The 19,938-nt window shown below is 63.9% G+C and carries 23 protein-coding genes; 14 read left to right on the top strand and 9 right to left on the bottom strand.

The features are described from left to right. Positions 1-22 precede the first annotated feature (22 nt). Both I6F37_RS19445 and I6F37_RS19440 read right to left on the bottom strand, forming a co-directional pair. Positions 23-583 (bottom strand): PQQ-dependent catabolism-associated CXXCW motif protein, encoded by a 561-nt coding sequence (locus I6F37_RS19445; protein ID WP_036029396.1) that lies wholly within the window; start codon positions 581-583, stop codon positions 23-25. After that, on the bottom strand, positions 580-1,464 hold the full coding sequence (locus I6F37_RS19440; RefSeq protein ID WP_036007913.1) for a substrate-binding domain-containing protein: 885 nt from the start codon (positions 1,462-1,464) through the stop codon (positions 580-582). Before I6F37_RS19440 ends, I6F37_RS19445 begins: the two co-directional genes overlap by 4 nt. Positions 1,465-1,590: 126 nt before the next feature. Here I6F37_RS19440 and I6F37_RS19435 point away from each other — a divergent pair, with 126 nt between their 5' ends. Beyond that, complete coding sequence (locus I6F37_RS19435) at positions 1,591-2,514, top strand: quinoprotein relay system zinc metallohydrolase 2 (protein WP_036007915.1); 924 nt, start codon at positions 1,591-1,593, stop codon at positions 2,512-2,514. Between the two features lie 54 nt (positions 2,515-2,568). Then, positions 2,569-3,384, top strand: a complete 816-nt coding sequence (locus I6F37_RS19430) for a quinoprotein dehydrogenase-associated SoxYZ-like carrier (RefSeq protein WP_036007916.1) — start codon at positions 2,569-2,571, stop codon at positions 3,382-3,384. Between the two features lie 203 nt (positions 3,385-3,587). Here the strand turns inward: I6F37_RS19430 and I6F37_RS19425 are convergent, their stop codons facing one another. Continuing rightward, positions 3,588-3,947 (bottom strand): hypothetical protein, encoded by a 360-nt coding sequence (locus I6F37_RS19425; protein WP_036007918.1) that lies wholly within the window; start codon positions 3,945-3,947, stop codon positions 3,588-3,590. Positions 3,948-4,034: 87 nt separating this feature from the next. Here I6F37_RS19425 and I6F37_RS19420 point away from each other — a divergent pair, with 87 nt between their 5' ends. From I6F37_RS19420 to I6F37_RS19400, 5 genes are read left to right on the top strand one after another with little or no spacing between them, the layout of a single operon-like run. Beyond that, entirely contained in the window at positions 4,035-5,009 is a 975-nt protein-coding gene (locus tag I6F37_RS19420) for an ABC transporter substrate-binding protein (protein ID WP_036007986.1), read from the top strand. A 1-nt stretch (position 5,010) separates the two neighbouring features. Beyond that, positions 5,011-5,748 carry an ABC transporter permease gene (locus I6F37_RS19415; protein ID WP_036007920.1) on the top strand — a complete coding sequence of 246 codons (738 nt, stop codon included), beginning with the start codon at positions 5,011-5,013 and terminating at the stop codon, positions 5,746-5,748. Continuing rightward, positions 5,738-6,466: an ABC transporter ATP-binding protein gene (locus I6F37_RS19410; RefSeq protein WP_036007922.1), complete on the top strand. Its 729-nt coding sequence runs from the start codon at positions 5,738-5,740 to the stop codon at positions 6,464-6,466. The genes I6F37_RS19415 and I6F37_RS19410 overlap by 11 nt, the downstream gene beginning before the upstream one ends. 47 nt (positions 6,467-6,513) lie before the next feature. Next, on the top strand, positions 6,514-7,323 hold the full coding sequence (locus I6F37_RS19405) for a pentapeptide repeat-containing protein (protein ID WP_036007988.1): 810 nt from the start codon (positions 6,514-6,516) through the stop codon (positions 7,321-7,323). Between the two features lie 25 nt (positions 7,324-7,348). After that, positions 7,349-7,696, top strand: coding sequence for a hypothetical protein (locus tag I6F37_RS19400; RefSeq protein ID WP_085969007.1), 348 nt, complete (start codon positions 7,349-7,351; stop codon positions 7,694-7,696). Between the two features lie 22 nt (positions 7,697-7,718). Here I6F37_RS19400 and I6F37_RS19395 read toward each other — a convergent pair whose 3' ends face one another. The 5 genes from I6F37_RS19395 to I6F37_RS19375 all read right to left on the bottom strand — a co-directional run bounded on the left by I6F37_RS19395 (position 7,719) and on the right by I6F37_RS19375 (position 10,418). Next, positions 7,719-7,928 carry a hypothetical protein gene (locus I6F37_RS19395; protein WP_036007926.1) on the bottom strand — a complete coding sequence of 70 codons (210 nt, stop codon included), beginning with the start codon at positions 7,926-7,928 and terminating at the stop codon, positions 7,719-7,721. Positions 7,929-8,146: 218 nt separating this feature from the next. After that, a complete protein-coding gene (locus I6F37_RS19390; RefSeq protein ID WP_051056922.1) occupies positions 8,147-9,016 on the bottom strand; it encodes a hypothetical protein in 870 nt (289 codons plus the stop codon). 228 nt (positions 9,017-9,244) lie between these two features. Further along, entirely contained in the window at positions 9,245-9,325 is an 81-nt protein-coding gene (pqqA, locus tag I6F37_RS19385) for a pyrroloquinoline quinone precursor peptide PqqA (RefSeq protein WP_008562446.1), read from the bottom strand. 218 nt (positions 9,326-9,543) lie between these two features. Beyond that, complete coding sequence (locus I6F37_RS19380) at positions 9,544-10,029, bottom strand: hypothetical protein (RefSeq protein ID WP_225127670.1); 486 nt, start codon at positions 10,027-10,029, stop codon at positions 9,544-9,546. Beyond that, positions 10,026-10,418: an EF-hand domain-containing protein gene (locus tag I6F37_RS19375; protein ID WP_036007934.1), complete on the bottom strand. Its 393-nt coding sequence runs from the start codon at positions 10,416-10,418 to the stop codon at positions 10,026-10,028. Before I6F37_RS19375 ends, I6F37_RS19380 begins: the two co-directional genes overlap by 4 nt. A 318-nt stretch (positions 10,419-10,736) precedes the next feature. On the opposite strand from I6F37_RS19375, the gene I6F37_RS19370 reads away from it, so the two are divergent. The 4 genes from I6F37_RS19370 to I6F37_RS19355 all read left to right on the top strand — a co-directional run bounded on the left by I6F37_RS19370 (position 10,737) and on the right by I6F37_RS19355 (position 14,793). Beyond that, entirely contained in the window at positions 10,737-12,401 is a 1,665-nt protein-coding gene (locus I6F37_RS19370) for a methanol/ethanol family PQQ-dependent dehydrogenase (protein WP_036007936.1), read from the top strand. Positions 12,402-12,412: 11 nt separating this feature from the next. Next, a complete protein-coding gene (locus I6F37_RS19365) occupies positions 12,413-12,766 on the top strand; it encodes a cytochrome c (RefSeq protein WP_036007938.1) in 354 nt (117 codons plus the stop codon). Further along, complete coding sequence (locus I6F37_RS19360; protein ID WP_036007940.1) at positions 12,763-13,692, top strand: ABC transporter substrate-binding protein; 930 nt, start codon at positions 12,763-12,765, stop codon at positions 13,690-13,692. The genes I6F37_RS19365 and I6F37_RS19360 overlap by 4 nt, the downstream gene beginning before the upstream one ends. A 111-nt stretch (positions 13,693-13,803) precedes the next feature. Then, positions 13,804-14,793 carry a tripartite tricarboxylate transporter substrate binding protein gene (locus tag I6F37_RS19355; RefSeq protein WP_225152320.1) on the top strand — a complete coding sequence of 330 codons (990 nt, stop codon included), beginning with the start codon at positions 13,804-13,806 and terminating at the stop codon, positions 14,791-14,793. A gap of 55 nt (positions 14,794-14,848) precedes the next feature. Here I6F37_RS19355 and I6F37_RS19350 read toward each other — a convergent pair whose 3' ends face one another. Next, a complete protein-coding gene (locus tag I6F37_RS19350) occupies positions 14,849-15,817 on the bottom strand; it encodes a helix-turn-helix domain-containing protein (protein ID WP_025037738.1) in 969 nt (322 codons plus the stop codon). A gap of 514 nt (positions 15,818-16,331) precedes the next feature. On the opposite strand from I6F37_RS19350, the gene xoxF5 reads away from it, so the two are divergent. The 3 genes from xoxF5 (at position 16,332) to I6F37_RS19335 (ending at position 19,912) form a co-directional block, all read left to right on the top strand. After that, positions 16,332-18,137, top strand: coding sequence for a lanthanide-dependent methanol dehydrogenase XoxF5 (xoxF5, locus tag I6F37_RS19345; RefSeq protein ID WP_036029357.1), 1,806 nt, complete (start codon positions 16,332-16,334; stop codon positions 18,135-18,137). Positions 18,138-18,250: 113 nt separating this feature from the next. Then, a complete protein-coding gene (locus I6F37_RS19340) occupies positions 18,251-18,742 on the top strand; it encodes a c-type cytochrome, methanol metabolism-related (RefSeq protein ID WP_036007993.1) in 492 nt (163 codons plus the stop codon). A gap of 60 nt (positions 18,743-18,802) precedes the next feature. Next, a complete protein-coding gene (locus I6F37_RS19335) occupies positions 18,803-19,912 on the top strand; it encodes an S-(hydroxymethyl)glutathione dehydrogenase/class III alcohol dehydrogenase (RefSeq protein WP_027574628.1) in 1,110 nt (369 codons plus the stop codon). Positions 19,913-19,938: the final 26 nt, after the last annotated feature.

Here is a 19,938-nt window from a genome sequence, read left to right as displayed (position 1 = left end):
CGCCTGATCTCTCCTGCTTGCATCAATGTTGCTCCGGCCGCGGCTCCGGCTGCGCCTCTTCCGTCGGCAGCTTCGCGCCCTCCCAGCCGTCGGTGCCGTCAGGATACCAGGCGATGTTGGCATAGCCGTAAGCGAGCGCACGCTTCGCCGCGTTCCAGGACATCCAGCAATCGGCGAGGCAATAGATCACCAGCAGCGCGGCCTTGTCGCCGCGTGAGGCGCGCGCGAGGCCACGCTGAAGATAATCGTCCATGGCGGGCGGCAAGTTGCCGTAGCCGGTGTCCGGCAGCCAGAAGCTGCCCGGAATGTTCCTGCGCGGCGCGTCACGCCACACCGTGCTCACAGGAAGGTTCTTTGGTTTCGGCGCGCGCGGCATCACGTCAACGAAGGTGCCGCTGTTCGCACGCCAGATCGCCTCCGCCTCGCCGGTCGTGAGCACGCGCGCGCCAGCGAGCGTCGCCGGCACCGGCGCGCGATAATTGTCGGTACGATATCCCTCGGGCTCGAACGGCTCCTGCTGCTGCGCCGACGCCGGGGCCACGAGCAAGGCAACGACGAACGCAGCGGCAAGCGGCCGGCTCATGGCGCCTTCTTGGCCGTCTCCGCGCCGAGCGGCCGGTTGTTCTCGTCCAGCAGCGGCACGCCGAAATCGAGCAGGATCTTGTTGATCTCGCCCTGGTTCTCCTGGATCACCCGGTTGAGCTGCCGCTTCCAGTTCTGGTCGGCGGGTCGCACGCCCATGCCGATGCGATAGACCAGCTTGGACCCGGTGGTCTCCTTGACCAGCGGCATGACGCGCAGCGAGGGGCCGGCTTTCTTCGCATAATAGCCGGCCATCGGTCCCCAGAGCACGCCGGCGTCGATCTTGCCGGCAGCGAGGTCGTCGATCATCGCCTGCGCCGAATTGTCGAAGCGCGTGTCGATCATCAGCTGATAGGGCTTTGCATCGCCCATCAGGCCTGCCAACGCCATATTGGTCGCCGGCGGCGTGCCGGCGACGATGCCGATATGCTTACCTTTCAGGCGTGCGTCCTGCAGCGTGTCGACGTCCTCGAGCCCGCTGCCAGTCTTCGCAACCAGTGCATAGGTCGTGCGGTAGTAGGGATTGGTGCCCTGCACGAGGTCGTCGCCCTGCGGGTAGCCCATGATGACGTCGCAGCGATGCGCACCCAGCGTCATGCGCACGAAGCCGGCGGCCTGCGGGAAGAACACGTAGTCCAGCTTCTTCTGCAGCTTGTCCGCCAGAAACTCGGCGAGCTTGTTCTCGAAGCCCTCGCCCTTCTCGTTCGAGAACGGCAGGTTGCGCGGGTCGGCGCAGACGCGCAGCACCTTCGGGTCGACCAGCTCGAATGAGAGATCTCCGGTCTCGTTGGTCTGCGCGATGGCGAGATCGCCATAGGCACACGATGCGATCACGATCCAGAGTGAAAACCACCAGCGACGATGTCGTCCGGCCTGCGTCATCGCGCTTCCTCCTCGTTTTGTTTGAATGTTATCCATGCAACGCATGACGCGCCACGTGTGCCAACTTTTGCCGGCTTTGCTTTGTTGCAGTGCAATGAGGCCAATCCTTTGAACTGAGGCGGAAAAGTGTCTCGCATCGCTCTCGTGATCGCAGCCTTGTCCCTGGTAGCAGCTACGCTAGCACGCGCCGGGGCGGCCGAATTGCCTGTGAGCGAAGTCGCGCCGGGAATCTTCGTACACTCCGGGGCCATCGCGCTGATGAGCCGCGAGAATGAAGGCGGCATCGCCAATGTCGGCTTCATCATCGGAGGTGACGCGGTGGCCGTGATCGACACTGGCGGCAGCCTGCGCGAAGGCGAGGCGCTGCTGGCGGCGGTACGAGCGCGCACGCAAAAGCCGATCCGCTATGTCATCAACACCCATGGCCATCCCGACCATGTCTTCGGCAATGCTGCCTTCATGGCAGAGGGAACCAGCTTCGTCGGCCACAGCAAGCTGCCGCAGGCGCTGGCGAGCCGCGGGCCCTTCTATCTCGACAATTTCAGGCGCCTCATGGGCCCCGAGCTGATCGATCCCGTGAAGATCGTACCGCCGACCCTGCTCGTAACGGACACGCTCACGCTCGATCTGGGCTCGCGCCGCTTGACCTTGCGCGCTTGGCCGGCCGGGCACAGCGACAACGATCTGACCGTGTTCGACGAGAGCACCAAAACCCTGCTTGCCGGCGATCTCGTCTTTCTCGGCCACATTCCGGTGATGGACGGCAGCATTCGCGGCTGGCTCGCCACGCTGAAAGAGTTGGAGACGATCCCGGCGCTGCGCGTTGTTCCCGGTCACGGTCCTGTGAGCGACTGGCCAGCGGCGCTGAGCGATCAACGACGTTACCTGTCAACGCTGCTGTCCGACGTCCGCGCCCTGAACAAGAGGGGCGCGCCGATCCGCGCCGCTGCGGACAAGGCGGCGGCGGACGAGCGGCCGCACTGGCAGCTGTTCGAGGACTACAACGCCCGCAACGCAACTGCAGCATTTTCGGAAATTGAATGGGAATAGCGGGCGCGCTACGCTGGCAGGAGATCAGCTTCACGTAAACCGAGGAGCATAACCATGACGGCATGCACACGCCGCCTGCCCCTGATCGCCCTGCTCCTCGGCATCGCCTTCGCCGTGCCGGCGCAGGCGGAGGCCTACGATCCCTGGCCGGGCCTGGTGCAGGACATCTTCAGCAACCGGCCGATGAACGACGGCGCCGAGGTCATCGGCATCGAGATGCCCTATCGCGCCGAGGATGCCGCCATCGTGCCGGTGACGCTGCGCAGCAAGCTGTCGCCCGGCGACAGCAGACGCATCCGTTCGATCACGCTGGTGATCGACCGCAACCCTGCGCCGATGGCCGCGAAGTTCGAACTCGGCCCGGACGCCAATGTCACGGAAATCTCGACCCGCGTGCGCGTCAACAATTACACTGATGTGCACGCGGTGGCCGAGCTCAGCGACGGCCAGCTCTACGTCTCGAAAGTCTATGTGAAGGCCTCCGGCGGCTGCTCGGCGCCGGCTGCAAAGAACGTGGAGGAAGCCAAGAACCGGCTCGGCCAGATACGCTACCGGCAATTCGCCCGTGAAGAGGGTCCGGCAAGCCGGTTGCGCGAAGCGCAGATCATGATCGGCCATCCCAACAATTCCGGCCTGCAGATGGACCAGGTCACGCAGCTCTATATCCCCGCCTTCTTCATCAACCAGCTCAGATTGACGCAGGACGACAGCCCCGTGCTGTCGATGGAAGGCGGCATCTCGATCTCGGAAGATCCCAACCTGCGCTTCACCTATGTCTCCAACGGCGCCAAGCGCTTTCGTGCGGAGGCCCGGGATACGGACGGGCATGTGTTCCGCAATGAATGGGAGGTGGAGAAGCCGGGAACTTAGTTTCGTCAGACTTTCGCTGAAGCCCCCTCTCCCCTTGCGGGAGAGGGTGGATCGCCGCGTAGCGGCGAGACGGGTGAGGGGTATGTTTCCGCGCCCACCTGCCTCTCATGCTGGAATATGCCGATAGAACCCCTCATCCGGCGCATCGCGCCACCTTCTCCCACAAGGGGAGAAGGAAGATCGCACCGTCTGTGCCGCGATAGCTAAAAACACCTCACCTCGGCTTCCGCCTGCGCGCGCCTTAAGTCATTCACCGCCGAGTTGGCCTGCTCCGAGGTGCGAAACTGCACGCCGAGATCGCCGCGCACTTGCGACATGCTGAGCGCGGTCTCGGCGGTAACATAGCGCTCGTAGGGTATGATCGAGGCGACCACGTCGATGGAGCAGGAACATTGCTCGATCGCGGAGCGCGTCTCGCCGTTGGCCTTCATGCAGCCATAGACGTATTCCGCGCGCGCCGCGGTGGGATAATCATTGGCCTCTTCGGCCCGTGCCACGCATACGCTCGCAGCGAGCGCCGTCAATGCGGCGACAATCGGTCGTAGCCGTCCGGCCAGATTCATGCGCGTCCTCCCGCTGGTTGCGACCAAGGCTATGCTATGCGTATTGTGCTGAAAAGCACTCTGTCAGAGGAAACGGCTCACAAGGTGATGACAGTTTTGGCGCGAATATGGGCGCTCGCAACGGTGCTGGCGCTAGCCGCACCTGCCGGCGCCGCGGACACGATCCGCCTTGCAGTGCAGAAGACCGGAACGTTCTCGTGGGAGCTGGCCGCCATCCGCAGCGCCGGCCTCGACAAGGAGGCCGGCCTGGCGCTGGAGGTCACCGAGCTCGCGAGCACCGAGGCCGGCAAGATCGCGATGCGCGCCGGCAGCGCCGACATCATCCTGTCGGACTGGCTGTGGGTGTCGCGCGAGCGCACGCTCGGTGCGAAGCTCACCTTCTATCCCTATTCCAGCGCGCTCGGCGCCGTGATGGTGCCGGCCTCATCGCCGATCAAGACGCTCGCCGACCTCAAGGGCCGCAAGCTCGCGGTCGCCGGCGGGGCGATCGACAAGAGCTGGCTGCTGCTGCAGGCGCGGATGAAGCAGGACGGCATCGACCTGAAGTCGGAAGCAACCATCGTCTACGGCGCCCCGCCGCTGATCGCCGCCAAGGCGCTGGACGGGGAGATGGATGCGAGCCTCAACTTCTGGAATTTCTGCGCCCAGCTCGAGGCCAAGGGTTTCAGGCGCCTGACCGGCATCGAGGACATCTTGCCGAAGCTGGGTGCCAAAGGCGCGGTCGCCGCGGTCGGCTATGTCTTCGATGAGAGCTGGGCGGCGAGCCATAAGGAGGCCGTCGCGCGCTTCATCGCGATGACCCGCAAGGCCAAGGAGTTGCTGGCGACCTCAGATGCGGCCTGGGACAAGGTCGCGCCGCTTACCGGCACGACCGATCCTGCCCTGCTCAAGACTTACCGCGACCGCTACCGCGACGGCATTCCGCGCCGGAGCATCGATGACGAGGAAAAGGACGCGCGCGTGCTCTACCGCGTGCTGGCCGAGATCGGCGGCCGCGACCTCGTCGGCCCCGCAGCCGAGCTCGACCCCGGCACCTTCTATCACGCAGTCCCCGGAGACTGAGGTGCTGCGCCTGCTGTCGTTCGCCCTGTTCCTCGCGATCTGGTGGATTGCCGCGCTCGCGGTCGGCGGCGCAAAGCTGCCCTCCCCGCCGGCGGTGCTTCAGGTGATGATCGCGGAAGCATCAAGCGGCGCGCTGTTCCTGCATCTCGGCGCCACGCTGGCGCGCGTCGCGCTCGCCTTCACACTCGCGATGTCGCTCGGCAGTGCCATCGGCTATTTGATGGGCCGGGTGAAGCTCGCCGACCGGCTCGGCGATCCCTGGCTGATCCTGCTGCTCAACCTGCCCGCCTTGGTCGTGATCGTGCTGGCCTATATCTGGGCTGGCCTCACCGAGGCCGCCGCGATCGCGGCGATTGCCATCAACAAGCTGCCGACCGCCATCGTCACCTTGCGCGAGGGCACGCGCGCGCTCGACCGTTCGCTCGACGAGATGGCGAGCGTGTTCGCAATGCCGCGCTGGCGCGCCTTCCGCCACGTCGTGCTGCCGCAACTGGCGCCCTATATCGCGGCCTCGGCCCGCTCCGGCCTGTCGCTGGTGTGGAAGATCGTGCTCGTCGCCGAGCTGCTGGGGCGGCCGAACGGCGTCGGCTTCGAGATCGGCGTCGCCTTCCAGCTGTTCGACACGCCGCGGCTGCTGGCCTATTCCCTCACCTTCGCCGCCGTCGTGCTCGTCATCGAAACCTTGCTGGTGCAGCCGTTCGAAGCCCGCGCAAACCGGTGGCGGCCCCGTGCGGCTTGAGGTCGATATCACGGGCAAGACTTTCAGGAGTGCCGCGGGCGGAACGCACGAGGTGCTGGCGCCCGTCAAGTTCGCGCTGCAATCCGGCGAGGTCGGCGTGCTGATCGGCCCCTCGGGCTGCGGCAAGAGCACGATGCTGCGTATCATCCTGGGACTGGACCACGACTTTGCGGGCCACGTCGCGCGACCGCCGGAGGCACGGATCGGCATGGTGTTCCAGGAGCCGCGCCTGCTGCCGTGGCGCTCGGTCGAGCAGAATGTGCGGCTGGCTGCGCCCGATGTCGCTGATGCCAAGCTCGCCGAGCTCTTCAGGATTTTGGAGCTGGAAGCGCATCGCGACCACTATCCCGGTGAGCTCTCGCTGGGTTTGGCCCGGCGCGTGGCGCTCGCCCGCGCCTTTGCCGTCGAGCCGGATATTCTGGTGCTCGACGAACCGCTGGCATCGCTCGATGACGCTCTCGCCGGACGCCTGCGCGATGAGATTGCAACGCTCGTCGCGAGCCGGCCGGTGATGACGCTTTTGGTGACACACAGCCTGGACGATGCCGTGCGCCTGGGCGACCGGCTGTTCTTCCTATCGCCGCGACCAGCGCGGATCGTGGCCGAGGTGCCTATCGGCATCCCGCGCGACACACGCGGCGAAGCCGAAATTGCGGCGATAAAGGCCGGCCTCGCGCAACGAACTCAAGGCGACCGCACTGAGCGAGATGCCTCATAGCCGGTCGCCTGGCGGACGTGCTAGATTAGCGGGCGGCGGAGCTGATGATGACACGAACAGTCGCCTTCGCAACGCTTGGTCTTGCAGCGCTTAGCCTCGCACTCGTTGCGGTGACGGCGGGCGCGCAGGACATGATGCGTGGCGTCGACCTCACCTCCCCCGCGATGGTCTCGGCTGAAATGACGAGGCCGGAGGTCGAGGCCATGTTGGCCAAAGCGAGCCCAAAGCAGCCTGCCGATTTCACCGGCAAACGCCTGTCGGGTCTCGATCTCTCGGGGCTGGACCTGTCCAACACGGTTCTCCGCGCCGCGCGGCTCAACAAGACAATACTTCGAGACGCCCGGCTGGACGGTGCGATCCTCGATCAGGCGTGGCTGCTGGATGCGGATCTTACCGGCGCAAGCCTGAAGGGCGCCAATCTATTCGCCTCGCAAATGGCCCGCGCGCGTCTCGACGGTGCGAACCTGTCAGGAGCGCGCATCGCTGCCGACCTCACCGGCGCAAGCCTGGTCGGCGCCTCGATCGCGGACGCGAATCTCGGCGCCGATATGCGCAACCAGTCGATGGGACTGATGCGCGCGGTGCTGAGATCCGCCAAGCTGGAACGGCTGAACGCGCGCAACGCCGATTTGTCGCGCGTCGACCTCGAATTCGCAGTCCTCAGGGGCGCCGATCTGAGCGGCGCATCACTGAAAAACGCCCAACTCGGCGGAGCCGATCTGACCGGCGCCATCGTCATCGACGCCGATTTCGACGGCGCCGATCTCGTCTCGGCGAAGCTGATCGCACCAAACGGCCTTGACCGCGCCAAGAATTTCGACAAGGCAAAGAACCGCGAGCGCCTGATCAGGGAATGACGGCGCCCTTTGGGAGGACTGGCTGATGCGTGGGGTTCTTGCTTTGACCGCGTTGTTGACGCTTGCCGGCGAAGCCGCCGCGCAGACCAAGGGCAAGGGCATAAGGCTCTGGAATCTCACGACGGAGACCATCTCCGGCTTCCAGCTCGCACCCGCCGGCAAGACCGACTGGGGTCCGAACCAGTGCCTGAATGACAAGGACAAGGAGGTCGACCACGACGAGCGGTTGCGCATCACCGGCGTCGAGCCCGGCCGCTACGACGCCAGGGTCAGTTACCCCAATGCACGGCAGTGCGTCGTCCGCGATATCGAGATCAAGGCGGATGCAGTGTTCTCGATTGCGGACAAGGATCTGAAGGACTGCACCAAGTAGCGTTCGAACCGATTCTGGCAGCTCACGCCTTGTCGTTCGGGTGCGGATATTCGCAGCGCCACTTCACCGCGTGCCACTTCGGATGCTCACCGACCCATTGCGCGATATAGGGCGGCGCGGCCATCGCGCATTGCCGCGGCGACCCGGAATAGTGGAACACCAGATGCCGCTCCTCGCAGGTCGCAGGCGAGAGCACCGCGCACACAGTCACCACCAGGTCAATCGGGTTCATGCCGGGATCCTCTCGCAAGGGGGCGATGGAGAGATTAGCACATGAAGCTACGCGCGAAGGAGGGGGAAGTTTCATAGCGCCGAAGCCTCGTCATGGCCGGGCTCGGCCATCCACGCCTTGCCTCGTGGAACAAAGAACGTTGATGCCCGGGCCGTCGCCTCGCCGAAGCGGCTTCGGCCGCGTAGCCGGGAGAAGCCCGAGCATGACGACCTTCCGTGTTAGAAGTTCACGCCGAACACCAATCGCGCCTGATGCCGCTCGAAATTGACGAGGTCGAGATTGCCGCCTGAGCCGGCCGGGCGCCCCCAGGCCTGCATGCTCCAGCTTGCGGTGAGCCGGGAACGCTCGGAGAGCTGGAAATAGGCGGTGGGGCCGACAAACAGGGCCTGGCCTGAGAACTCGCTAAGGCCGATGCCCTCATATTGCCGGAAGTAGCGCATCTCGCCGCCAAGCAGCACATTGGGCCGCACGCGAACCAGGCCGGCAAACGCGGCCCCGATCGTCGAGCTCTTCTCGGATGCCCCTCCAATCTCGAAGCGCGCCCATTCCGGCTGGTAGATCAGGTTGAGGGCGCCGATGGCGAAGTTCGGAATGAGTTCGCGATCGAAGGCGAGCGTAAATTCGGTGCCGTACATCCGCCCTTTCGCGCCGCTGGTCTCGTCGATGCGGTCGCCGTGGAGCTCGGCCGCAATCGTGAAGCCGAATGGTGCGCGCTCACGGTCGAGCAGGCGATAGCGCAGGTCAAGCGAGATGCCCTGGAAGTTGAACTGGCGGCGGTCGTCGATGTCAGGGACGCCGGTAATGTGGTGCAAGCTGGCGGTGCCGCCGACTTCGACACGAAAATTCGGCAGCGGCACCACCTCGATCTCGACCTCATGTTCAAGGGCGCGATAAGCGCCCCCGCCTTTGCCGAAGCGCCCCGTCGTCTGGGTCTGGAATTCGCGCTCGCCGACATTGCCGATATCGGTGCCGATCATGAAGCCGAAGATGTGCTCGGTATCAAAACCTGCCTCGGCGCTGCTGCGCGCCGGCGCCAGCACGATCGCGCACACGATCACCGTCCAGAACTTGCAGGCTCTGCCGCCCATCCCGTGCCCCAAAGGCGCGCGCCGCTGTGATGCGGCAGCAGCGCTGACCGGGCGTCAGCGTAACACACTGCCGCAGAGCACGGTCGAAATTTTGCGGGGAAAGAATTGAAGCCCCTCCACGTGCGGCTTTCGCGCGATCCGCAAAGCATGGAGCACGGCGAGGCGCAGATCCGACACTGCCACGGCTCCGACGGCGTTTGCCATCGAAGCCGCGGCAGGTCGTCGGTCTTACTTGCGCGAGGCGCAGGCGTACATGTTGATTTCCATGCCGACCGGCACTTCCACGATCTTCGGAGCTTTCCAAGCCATTCGGGTCTCCCAAGGTATTGAGCGCGACATCGCGCGGCGAAAAACCTAGGGCTGCGTCGAGTGCAGTTCAAGCCTCGATTCGACTGCCGTCACGTCTGTGCCGATACTTCGCGGCCGCAATTTCTCTCTCGGACAAAGCAAGTTCCCTCCTGGTCAAACACGACCAGCGAGACACCGCCTTGTGCAATGCACCGCGCGTCCAATCGACAACGGTGCCGTCAGCAGTCCTTGTCGGCCATTTCGGCATTCGGCTTGGCGCCCGCGGCGCGCTGAGCCGCCGTCGGCTCGCTCTGCATTTGCCGCTGCGCATCCTCGGACGACGCCGGCGATTCACCGCTGGCCCGGTTCATCGTGCTGGTCGGCGGATGCTGGCTGCTATCGCTCGCCGAACCGGACGTGTGCGATTGCGCGGAGCCCACGGTGACAGGGCCAGAACCGGCATCCTTGTCGGTCTTGTCGGTGCTGGCGCTGCCGGTGTTGCAGGGACCGGCGACCGCAACCCCGGCGCTCAGCGTCAGGATTGCGCAGGCAGCAAGAAGGGAACGCTTCGTATTCATTTGCATCTCCTTTTCTCCCGCAGCGCAGCCCCGGCGCCGGCAGGACATGCGGAGAAACAGGCCGAGCAGCCCGATGTTCCCGAGCGTCAGGCCGGAATGATCGCAAACGTTACGCCCGTCATGCCCGTTCCGCTTGCGGCGCTTCACCGGAGCAATCGTACGAGCGCGCGCCCGGCACGCGAATTCAGCTCCTTCGCATCCAGCGTTCCATCCTTGTCGGGATTGGCTGCATTGAAACGCTGCTCGACCACCGACAGATATTCGTCGAGGGTGAGGGTCCCGTCGCGGTCGGGGTCTGCCGCGGCGAGTTCTTTCGCGCTCAACCGTCCACGCAATTCGCGCGCATCGAGTGTGCCGTCGCGATCGGGATCGAGCTTTGCGAACGAGGCGGCGGCCACCTTCTTCACCTCGGCAAGATCGAGCGTGCCGTCATTGTCGGTGTCGAACAACTTGACCGCATTGCCGGAGGCCGACCACGCCGGACCGGCCGAAAGTGCAATCACAAGTGCAAGGGCAATCGAGCGAGCCGAAATCATCGAGACCTCCCTGACATAGCCCCCAGATCAATGGGGCAGAGCCGAGATAAACCCGCAAGCGGCCCTCGGTTCAAGTCCGGACCTGCAACTTGCGCGCGCCACAACCGGTAGAGATGCATTGCCCTGCTCCCAATAGTGCTTCGCGTCGCGGAATTTCTCAGCGTCTGCGCACAAGTTGGAGTTGCCTTTGTCAGGTTTCCGTCAGGTGACCGCCGACGATATCGGCACGGCAGTTACGACTTTCGTATTGACGCGTTTTGGTTTCCGACGGAGTGTTGCAGCCGCAGCGTCAAAAGGCGCGCATTTTGGGAGGAACGGATGAAACGCTTTGCGATGGCCGCGAGCCTCGTCATGCTTGCGTCAACCTGTGCAAATGCACAAACCACCGAGCAGCTGGTCAAGGGTGCGACCGACACATCGAACGTTCTCAATTACGGAATGGGCTACAATCTCCAGCGCTTCTCGACGCTGAAGCAGATCAACAAGGATACGGTCAAGAATCTCGTCCCAATCTGGAATTACAGCTTCAATGACGATCGGAGCGAGGAATCACAGCCAATCGTCTATCAGGGCGTCATCTACGTCACCTCGCACAATGCCACGATGGCGGTCGATGCCAAGACCGGCAAGCAGATCTGGAAGAGCAAGATCGAATATCCGGCGGAGACGCCGCGAATCGTCTGCTGCGGCATCATTAACCGCGGCGTCGCGATTCACGAGGGCAAGCTGTTCCGTACGACGCTCGATGCCCACGTGGTTGCCATCGACGCCAAGAACGGCAAGGAGCTGTGGCGGCAGAAGGCAGCCGACATCAAGGAAGGCTATTCGATGACGGTGGCCCCGCTCGTTGCCGACGGCGTCGTCATCACCGGCATTTCCGGCGCCGAATTCGGCACCCGCGGCTTCATCGACGGCTGGGATCCGGCGACTGGCAAGCATCTCTGGCGAACCCACTCGATCCCCTCGCCGGACGAGCCCGGCGGCGACACCTGGAAGGGCGACACCTGGAAGCTCGGCGGCGGCTCGACCTGGATCACCGGCTCTTATGACCCCGAGCTGAACACGATCTATTGGGGCACCGGCAATCCCGGCCCGTTCAACTCGGCGGTGCGCCCCGGCGACAATCTCTACACCTGCTCCGTCCTGGCGTTGGATCCCAAGACCGGCAAGATCAAGTGGCACTACCAGTTCTCGCCGAACAATCCGTTCGACTACGACGCCGTGGCCGAGATGGTGCTCGCCGACGTGAACATCGAGGGCAAGCCGACCAAGACGCTGATGAATGCCAACCGCAACGGCTTCTTCTACGTGCTCGACCGCACCAACGGGAAGCTGCTCGCGGCTAATCCTTACGTGAAGGTGAATTGGGCGACCGGCATCGACATGAAGACCGGACGTCCGATCGAGACCGACATCTCGAAGGACGCACGCGAGGGCAAGAAGGTGACGGTCTATCCCTCGATCCTCGGCGGCAAGAACTGGGAGCCGATGTCGTTCAATCCGCAGACCGGCCTTGCCTATGCCAACACGCTCGCCTTCGGCGGCAGGTACAAGACCGAGCCGGTCACCTACAAGCAGGGCGAATGGTACCTCGGCATGGACCTGACCGACCTCTGGGAATACGGCGACGGGCCGCGCGGCCATCTCAAGGCTATCGATCCCATGACCGGCAAATCGAAATGGGAAGCGCCGAGCGACATTCCGCGCTTCTCCGGCGTGCTCTCGACGGCCGGAGGCGTCGTATTCTCTGGCGCGCTGACCGGCGAGTTCGAGGCCTTCGACGCCGACACCGGCAAGAAGCTCTGGCAGTTCCAGACCGGCTCCGGCATCGAGGGACAGCCGGTGACTTGGCAGCAGGACGGCGTGCAGTATGTCGCCGTGACGAGCGGCTATGGCGGCGTCTACTCGCTGTTCTCCGGCGACGAGCGGCTTGCCAACGTGCCGCCCGGCGGCTCGCTGTGGGTCTTTGCGGTCAAGCAGTAAACACGGGTACGATGCTGAAAGTGATCTCTCACAAGACGGCGGCGATGATCGCCGCCGTCGCGGTGCTCTCGGTCGCGCATGCGGCGACCGCCCGCGCCGATGACACCACCGGCAATACCATGCAGGCGCAGATCGACCATGGTAAGTCGACCTACGCCTCGAAATGCTCCCACTGCCACGGCCCCAATCTGATGAATTCCGGCACCGTCACGCCGGATCTGCGTGCCATTCCCGACGACAAGACGCGCTTCGTCACCACGGTGAAGAACGGCAAGAACAACAAGATGCCACCCTGGGCCGACATTCTCAGCGACGACGAGATCGGAAACCTCTGGGCGTTCGTCTCCAGCCGGAGGAAGCCATGAGGGGCCGGCGCGTTGCCTGGAGCGTTGCGGCCGTTCTGTCCGCGATGGCGTCGGTCGCTCTCGCAGCCGACGATCCTCTGAAGGTCTGTCTCGACGAGGACCGGCCGCCGCTCTCGGTGCATCGCCGCGACAAGCCGGATGCCGGCTTCGACGTGCTGCTGGCGCAGGCGATCGCCGAGCGGATGGGACGCCCGCTGAAGATCCAGTGGTTCGAGAGCAGGCTGGATGAGGATTCGAGCCCGCAGCTCGAGGCCAATGCGTTGCTCTCGGACGGGCGCTGCTCGCTGGTCGGCGGCTACGCGCTGACGCAGGATTCGCTTGTCGCACCCGGGATGAAGACGGCGCGCTTGCCGGGTTTCGCCGGCGCCACGCGCGACGATCGGCGGCGCCGCGTCCCGCTCGGCGTGCTCGCGCCGAGCCAGCCCTACATCTATTCGCCGATGACGGTGGTGCTGGGGCCAAAGGCCCGCGGGCGCAAGGTCGGCGACATCGGCGATCTCGCCGGCCTTCGTCTCGCCATCGAAAGCGGATCGCTCGGCGACGCCATCCTGATGACCTTCGACAAGGGGCGCCTGATCGACAACATCACCCATCTCGTCCCCGGCCGCGACGATCTCCTCGGCGGACTCGAGCGCGGCGACCATGACGCGACGCTGATCGATCTTGCCCGCTTCGACGCCCATCGCGCCGCGCACCCGGACACGGCGATCACGGCGTCCGGCTACTATTATCCGATCGGAGCCAATCGCGGCTATGTCGGGCTCGCCAGCGATGGCGCGCTGATCGCGGCCGTCAACAAGGCGCTGACGGAGCTCACGGCTTCGGGCAAGATCGCCGAATTCGGCAAGCAGGCCGGCCTCACCTATCTGCCGCCGCGCGAGCCCGCGATCCTCGGCGATGTCTGGACGAAGATCATCCAGCGGTGAGGCTCCCGCGGCCCGAACGCAGTGCGAGCCAATGCGCCAATCTGTCTCGCCTGCGGCCCATGGCAGCGACGGCCTGATGCAGTAGGTTCGGCAAAAATCAGGGAGAGAATCATGTCCGCCAAGCTCGATCGCCGCCACTTCATCGCCGCCGGTACCGGTGCACTGGCGATGCCGTTCGTCGCGCGCGGCGCATCGGCACAGGGCGGCTGGCCGGCGCGGCAGATTCGCATGATCTGCAGCTATCCCGCCGGCGGCCAGACCGACCTGCTCGCGCGCGCCTATGGCGAGTTCATCTCCAAGCAGGTCGGCAAGACCGTCGTCATCGAGAACAAGCCCGGCGCCTCCGGCGCGATCGGGACGGCGGAAGTCGCCCGCGCCGAGCCCGACGGCCACACCATCCTGTGCTCGATCTCGACCACCTACATCATGAACCGGGTGGTGATGAAAAATCCCGGCTACGACATGGACAAGGATCTGACGCTCGTCAGCGTCATTCCCGGCGCGGGCCTGTTGCTGGTCGCGAACCCGAAAACCGGGGTCAAGACGCTGGAGGATTTCGTCGCCTTCGCGCGCAATAGCGGCAAGGTGAATTTCGGCACCTACAGCGCGGGCTCGGCCCCGCACATGACCGTCAACGAGCTCAACAAGCAGTATGGTCTCAACATCGAGCCGGTGCATTATCGCGGCGAGGCGCCGATGTGGACGGGAATGCTGGAAGGCACCCTCGATGCCGCGATGGGCAGCTACACGGCCGCGCAGTCGGTCCTGCAAAGCGACCGCGGCACGGTGTTCGCCGTGCATTCGAAGAAGGTCGATGCGATCCCCGCGATCAAGACCCTTCCCGAGCAGGGCGCGACGTCGAAATTCTTCACCGTGAGCGGATTTACCGGCTGGGCCGTGCCCAAGGCGACGCCGCAAGCCGTCGTCGACCGCCTGGCCGAGCTCTGCGTCGCCGCCAACACCGATCCGAAAGTGAAGGAGGTTCTCTCGACTTTCGTGCTCGAGCCCGCGATCGGCTTCAAGGAGACTAATGCGCTGTACCAGCGCGAGCTGCCGATCTGGATCGAGAGCGCGAAGTCGTTGGGCCTCGAGCCGGCCTGATCAGAAAGTTGGGCGCATCGGAAGGACGGCCTCGCCGCTTCTGGAAAAACCGCGTCTAATGCTCGCCCGAGCTCGCCGCGCCCTGCTGTGCCTTGTGGATCGAGGACGGCACCACGCCGAAGTATTTTCGGAACACCCGGCTGAAATGCGATGAGCTGGAGAACCCCCAGGAGAAGGCGACGTCGGTAATAGTCTTGCCGGCGTGGGCCTCGAGCTCCTGGCGGCAGTTCTGCAGCCGCGCCTGCCAGATGTAGTCGCTCACCGTGGTGCCGCGCTCCGAGAACAGCATGTGCAGATAGCGCTTGGAGCAACCGAGCTCGGCCGAGATCTGGTCGATGCACAGATCCGGGTCGCGCAAGTGCTCCCGGATGAAGAACTGGGCGCGCACATACATCGCTTCGGGCCCGACACGATCGAACATCGTGTCGGCTTCGCGCAGCGGCAGCAGCAACAGGTCGATCAGCGAATCGGCGACGCCGACCGCGCTGTTGGCCGACAGCTTTGCCGCCTCGTCGAAGGTGGCATGGACGAAATCGTGGGCGATCCGCCCGGTCCCCGTCTTCGCCGTCAATTTGCACGCCGGCATCCGCTGCGACGGGAATCCGCGGTCGCGCAGCAGCGCCTTCGGCACGATCACCACGTCGTGACGGGTAAAGGCGGGACTGATGATCGAATGTGGACAGGAGACGTCATAGGCGATGATGTCGCCCGGATTGATCTCGATGTGACGGCCTTCTTGTTCGAAATAAGACACGCCGTAGGTCTGGAAGTGGATTTTTATGTACGGGTGTTCATTGGCCTTGGCGCGCGCCAGCGTGTGCGCGATGCGATGCTGGCTGACCTCGATCTGGCAGAGCTTCAGGCGCGAGACCGTGGTGTAATCGATGCGACCTTCGAGCGAGGACGCTTCCAGCGGATCGACGTCGAAATGCCCGCACAGGCTCGTGAGCCCGTCGATCCAGCTCTGGATCTGCCGCTTCGGCGTCATTCCGGTCGTCGAGAGCGTGTGAATGGTGTCGGACATTAATCCAGCCACTGATTTGATCCGGAGGTTCGGCGCGAATCGCAACCAGCGCTGCCGGAGCCCTCAGCCGTGATTGCGTGACGTTTACCTCGCATTTGAGCGGTCTCTTGCAACGAGCGCCATCGTTCCATTGCCACTCTTGAAACTTAATCCTCCGCCTTAGTTGCAGCGCCGTCAAGGGGAACCTGAGCGCCGAGGCCGGCCTCGAGGGCGCACCGAAGCCGCTGAATTCGCTACTGCAAAATCAAAATCTTCACCTCCGTGCGCTGTCGAGCAAACCGCCTTCGCTCTTGGGCAAGTTTCCCGATGGCGAAGCCGTTAGGGATTGCGGCAGGAACAACAAGAACGGGCCGCTCCTGCACGTGGACCCGTGGCTCTCATCAGGAGGAGGAAACAGCACAGCATCGTTTCTGGTCCCCATCGTGACCGCCCTGCACGAGCAGACGCCGGACGAGAAGCCCGGCGATTGAGCAATGCTTCGGAAATAATAAACGAGACCAACGGAGGAATGACTATGCGCAAGGTGCTTCTGGCGACCTGTCTTGGTTCGGCGGCGGCTCTCGCCGTCGGCAGCGCTTCAGCAAATGACGAGCTGATCAAGATGTCGCAAAACCCGAAAGACTGGGTGATGCCGGCGGGCGACTACGCCAATACCCGCTATTCGAAGCTAAACCAGATCAACGCACAGAATGTCGGGAAACTCCAAGTTGCCTGGACCTTCTCGACTGGCGTACTGCGTGGCCACGAAGGCGGCCCGCTGATCATCGGCAACATGATGTACGTCCATACGCCGTTCCCGAACAAGGTCTACGCCATTGACCTTTCGCAAGAGAACAAGATCGTTTGGAAATACGAGCCGAAGCAGGATCCCAACGTCATCCCCGTTATGTGCTGCGACACCGTCAACCGCGGCCTGTCCTATGGCGACGGCAAGATCATCCTGCATCAGGCCGACACCAACCTCGTCGCGCTCGACGCCAAGACCGGCCAGGTGGCCTGGTCGGCGACCAACGGCAATCCCGCGAAGGGCGAGACCGGCACGTCGTCTGCGCTGGTCGTCAAGGACAAGGTCCTGGTCGGCATCTCCGGCGGCGAGTTCGGCGTGCAGTGCCATGTCACCGCATACGACCTCAAATCCGGCAAGCAGGTCTGGCGCGCCTATTCCACAGGCCCGGATGATCAGATCAAGGTCGATCCGGCGAAGACGACCTCGCTCGGCAAGCCGGTCGGCCCGGACTCTTCGCTGAAGAGCTGGCAGGGCGATCAGTGGAAGATCGGCGGCGGCTGCACCTGGGGCTGGATCTCCTACGATCCCGCTCTGAACCTCGTCTATTACGGGTCGGGCAATCCCTCGACCTGGAACCCGAAGCAGCGTCCCGGCGACAACAAATGGTCGATGGCGATCTTCGCCCGCGATGCCGACACCGGCATGGCGAAGTGGGTCTACCAGATGACGCCCCACGACGAATGGGACTATGACGGCGTCAACGAAATGATCCTCAGCGATCAGCAGATCAACGGTCAGAACCGCAAGCTGCTGACGCACTTCGACCGCAACGGCCTCGCCTACACGATGGACCGCGAGAGCGGCGAACTGCTGGTCGCCGAGAAGTACGACCCGAAGGTGAACTGGACCAGCGGCGTCGACATGGACAAGAACTCGCCGACCTACGGCCGTCCCAAGGTCGTCGCACAATACTCGACCGAGCACGGCGGAGAGGACAAGAACACAAAGGGCATCTGCCCGGCCGCGCTCGGCACCAAGGACCAGCAGCCGGCAGCCTACTCGCCGGACACGCAGCTGTTCTACGTTCCGACCAACCACGTCTGCATGGACTATGAGCCGTTCAAGGTGAGCTACACCGCGGGTCAGCCCTATGTGGGTGCGACGCTCTCGATGTATCCGCCGCAGGGCGAAAGCCACATGGGCAACTTCATCGCCTGGGACAACAAGACCGGCAAGATCGTCTGGTCGAACAAGGAGCAGTTCTCGGTCTGGTCGGGTGCGCTCGCAACCGCCGGGGGCGTGGTGTTCTACGGCACGCTCGAAGGCTACCTGAAGGCGGTCGACGCCAAGACCGGCAAGGAGCTCTACAAGTTCAAGACTCCCTCGGGCATCATCGGCAACGTCACCACCTATGAGAACAATGGCAAGCAATACATTGCCATTCTCTCCGGCGTGGGCGGCTGGGCCGGCATCGGACTGGCGGCAGGCCTGACCGACCCGACCGCAGGCCTCGGTGCGGTCGGCGGCTACGCGGCCCTCAGCAACTACACGGCGCTCGGCGGTACCCTGACCGTGTTCTCGCTGCCGAACTAAACCCGTCAGCATCGCTCCGGCGCGTGGATCGCTCCACGCGCCGGCTCGTCTCCACCGAATGCCGACCGAGGAACAATCTCTTGCGTCAAATCTGCTCTGTCATTGCTGTGATGATGATCTTCGTTGTGTCCGGAGGAAGCGCGGTCGCAGAGGGTCCGGGCGACCCGACCGCCGTGAAGAAGGAAGACGACGGAAAGTGGCTCGATAAGGACGGAAACCCGACCTACAAGATTTCGGCCGACGGCACCGTGGACTGGTTCACCTATTCCGGATACCGCCGCTATCATTCGGACTGTCACGTGTGTCACGGCCCCGACGGCATGGGATCGACATACGCGCCGGCGCTGAGGGATTCCGTGAAGTCGATGAGCTACGGCGACTTCCTCGGCGTGGTCGCCTCCGGCCGCAAGAACATCTCGGCCGCGCAGGAGAACGTCATGCCGGCCTTCGGCGACAACCCGAACGTCGCCTGCTACATGGACGATCTCTACGTCTATCTCCGCGCGCGCTCCACCGACGCCTTGGGCCGGCAGCGTCCTGCGAAAAAGGAGGAGAAGACGGAGGCCTATACCCAGGCTGAAGACGCCTGCATGGGCAAGAAATGAACGTTACGAGGGCTGCCAGGACTACTTCTTGGCGCCTGATGAGAATTTGAGGAGCTACCGATGAAGACACGTGCCGCCGTTGCTTTCGAAGCCAAGAAGCCGCTCGAGATCGTCGAGGTCGATCTGGAAGGCCCGAAGGCCGGCGAAGTCCTGGTCGAGATCAAGGCGACGGGCATCTGCCATACCGACGCCTACACGCTCGACGGCTTCGACAGCGAGGGAATCTTCCCGTCGATCCTGGGACATGAGGGAGCCGGCATCATCCGCGAGATCGGCCCCGGCGTGACCTCGGTGAAACCGGGCGATCACGTCATCCCGCTCTACACGCCGGAATGCCGGCAGTGCAAAAGCTGCCTCAGCCAGAAAACCAATCTCTGCACCGCGATCCGCGCGACGCAGGGCAAGGGCGTGATGCCCGACGGCACCAGCCGTTTCTCCTACAAGGGCAAGCCGATCTACCACTACATGGGTTGCTCGACCTTCTCGAACTTCACCGTGCTGCCCGAGATCGCGGTCGCCAAGATCCGCGAGGACGCGCCGTTCGACAAGAGCTGCTACATCGGCTGCGGCGTCACCACCGGCGTCGGCGCCGTCGTCAACACCGCCAAGGTGACGCCAGGCTCCAACGTGGTCGTGTTCGGCCTCGGCGGCATCGGCCTCAACGTCATCCAGGGCGCCAAGATGGCCGGCGCCGACAAGATCATCGGCGTCGACATCAACGATTCCAAGGAGGAATGGGGTCGCAGGTTCGGCATGACCGACTTCGTCAACCCGAAGAAGATCACCGGCGACATCGTTCAGCACCTCGTCGGCCTCACCGACGGCGGCGCCGACTACACCTTCGACTGCACCGGCAACACCACCGTGATGCGCCAGGCACTGGAGGCCTGCCATCGCGGCTGGGGCACCTCGATCATCATCGGCGTCGCCGAGGCCGGCAAGGAGATCGCCACCCGCCCGTTCCAGCTCGTCACCGGCCGCAACTGGCGCGGCACGGCCTTCGGCGGCGCGCGCGGGCGCACCGACGTGCCGAAGATCGTCGACTGGTACATGAACGGAAAGATCCAGATCGATCCGATGATCACCCACGTGCTCAAGCTCGAGGAGATCAACAAGGGCTTTGACCTCATGCACGAGGGCAAATCCATCCGTTCAGTCGTCGTGTTCTAGCTCGAAAACGTCACACCAAGGAGGAT

Source organism: Bradyrhizobium sp. NBAIM08 (assembly GCF_020193935.1).
Lineage (GTDB): Bacteria > Pseudomonadota > Alphaproteobacteria > Rhizobiales > Xanthobacteraceae > Bradyrhizobium > Bradyrhizobium yuanmingense.
This window is presented reverse-complemented; position numbering and strand designations above follow the sequence as displayed.

Excerpts from the sequence above, each read along its gene's own strand:
- I6F37_RS19405 (WP_036007988.1), top strand. The coding sequence starts at position 6,514 with ATGACACGAACAGTCGCCTTCGCAACGCTTGGTCTTGCAGCGCTTAGC.
- I6F37_RS19400 (WP_085969007.1), top strand. The coding sequence starts at position 7,349 with ATGCGTGGGGTTCTTGCTTTGACCGCGTTGTTGACGCTTGCCGGCGAA.
- I6F37_RS19395 (WP_036007926.1), bottom strand. The coding sequence starts at position 7,928 with ATGAACCCGATTGACCTGGTGGTGACTGTGTGCGCGGTGCTCTCGCCT.
- I6F37_RS19370 (WP_036007936.1), top strand. The coding sequence starts at position 10,737 with ATGAAACGCTTTGCGATGGCCGCGAGCCTCGTCATGCTTGCGTCAACC.
- I6F37_RS19375 (WP_036007934.1), bottom strand. The coding sequence starts at position 10,418 with ATGATTTCGGCTCGCTCGATTGCCCTTGCACTTGTGATTGCACTTTCG.
- I6F37_RS19340 (WP_036007993.1), top strand. The coding sequence starts at position 18,251 with ATGATCTTCGTTGTGTCCGGAGGAAGCGCGGTCGCAGAGGGTCCGGGC.
- I6F37_RS19360 (WP_036007940.1), top strand. The coding sequence starts at position 12,763 with ATGAGGGGCCGGCGCGTTGCCTGGAGCGTTGCGGCCGTTCTGTCCGCG.
- I6F37_RS19430 (WP_036007916.1), top strand. The coding sequence starts at position 2,569 with ATGACGGCATGCACACGCCGCCTGCCCCTGATCGCCCTGCTCCTCGGC.
- xoxF5 (WP_036029357.1), top strand. The coding sequence starts at position 16,332 with ATGCGCAAGGTGCTTCTGGCGACCTGTCTTGGTTCGGCGGCGGCTCTC.
- I6F37_RS19365 (WP_036007938.1), top strand. The coding sequence starts at position 12,413 with ATGCTGAAAGTGATCTCTCACAAGACGGCGGCGATGATCGCCGCCGTC.
- I6F37_RS19425 (WP_036007918.1), bottom strand. The coding sequence starts at position 3,947 with ATGAATCTGGCCGGACGGCTACGACCGATTGTCGCCGCATTGACGGCG.
- I6F37_RS19355 (WP_225152320.1), top strand. The coding sequence starts at position 13,804 with ATGTCCGCCAAGCTCGATCGCCGCCACTTCATCGCCGCCGGTACCGGT.
- I6F37_RS19420 (WP_036007986.1), top strand. The coding sequence starts at position 4,035 with ATGACAGTTTTGGCGCGAATATGGGCGCTCGCAACGGTGCTGGCGCTA.
- I6F37_RS19335 (WP_027574628.1), top strand. The coding sequence starts at position 18,803 with ATGAAGACACGTGCCGCCGTTGCTTTCGAAGCCAAGAAGCCGCTCGAG.
- I6F37_RS19350 (WP_025037738.1), bottom strand. The coding sequence starts at position 15,817 with ATGTCCGACACCATTCACACGCTCTCGACGACCGGAATGACGCCGAAG.
- I6F37_RS19390 (WP_051056922.1), bottom strand. The coding sequence starts at position 9,016 with ATGGGCGGCAGAGCCTGCAAGTTCTGGACGGTGATCGTGTGCGCGATC.
- pqqA (WP_008562446.1), bottom strand. The coding sequence starts at position 9,325 with ATGGCTTGGAAAGCTCCGAAGATCGTGGAAGTGCCGGTCGGCATGGAA.
- I6F37_RS19445 (WP_036029396.1), bottom strand. The coding sequence starts at position 583 with ATGAGCCGGCCGCTTGCCGCTGCGTTCGTCGTTGCCTTGCTCGTGGCC.
- I6F37_RS19440 (WP_036007913.1), bottom strand. The coding sequence starts at position 1,464 with ATGACGCAGGCCGGACGACATCGTCGCTGGTGGTTTTCACTCTGGATC.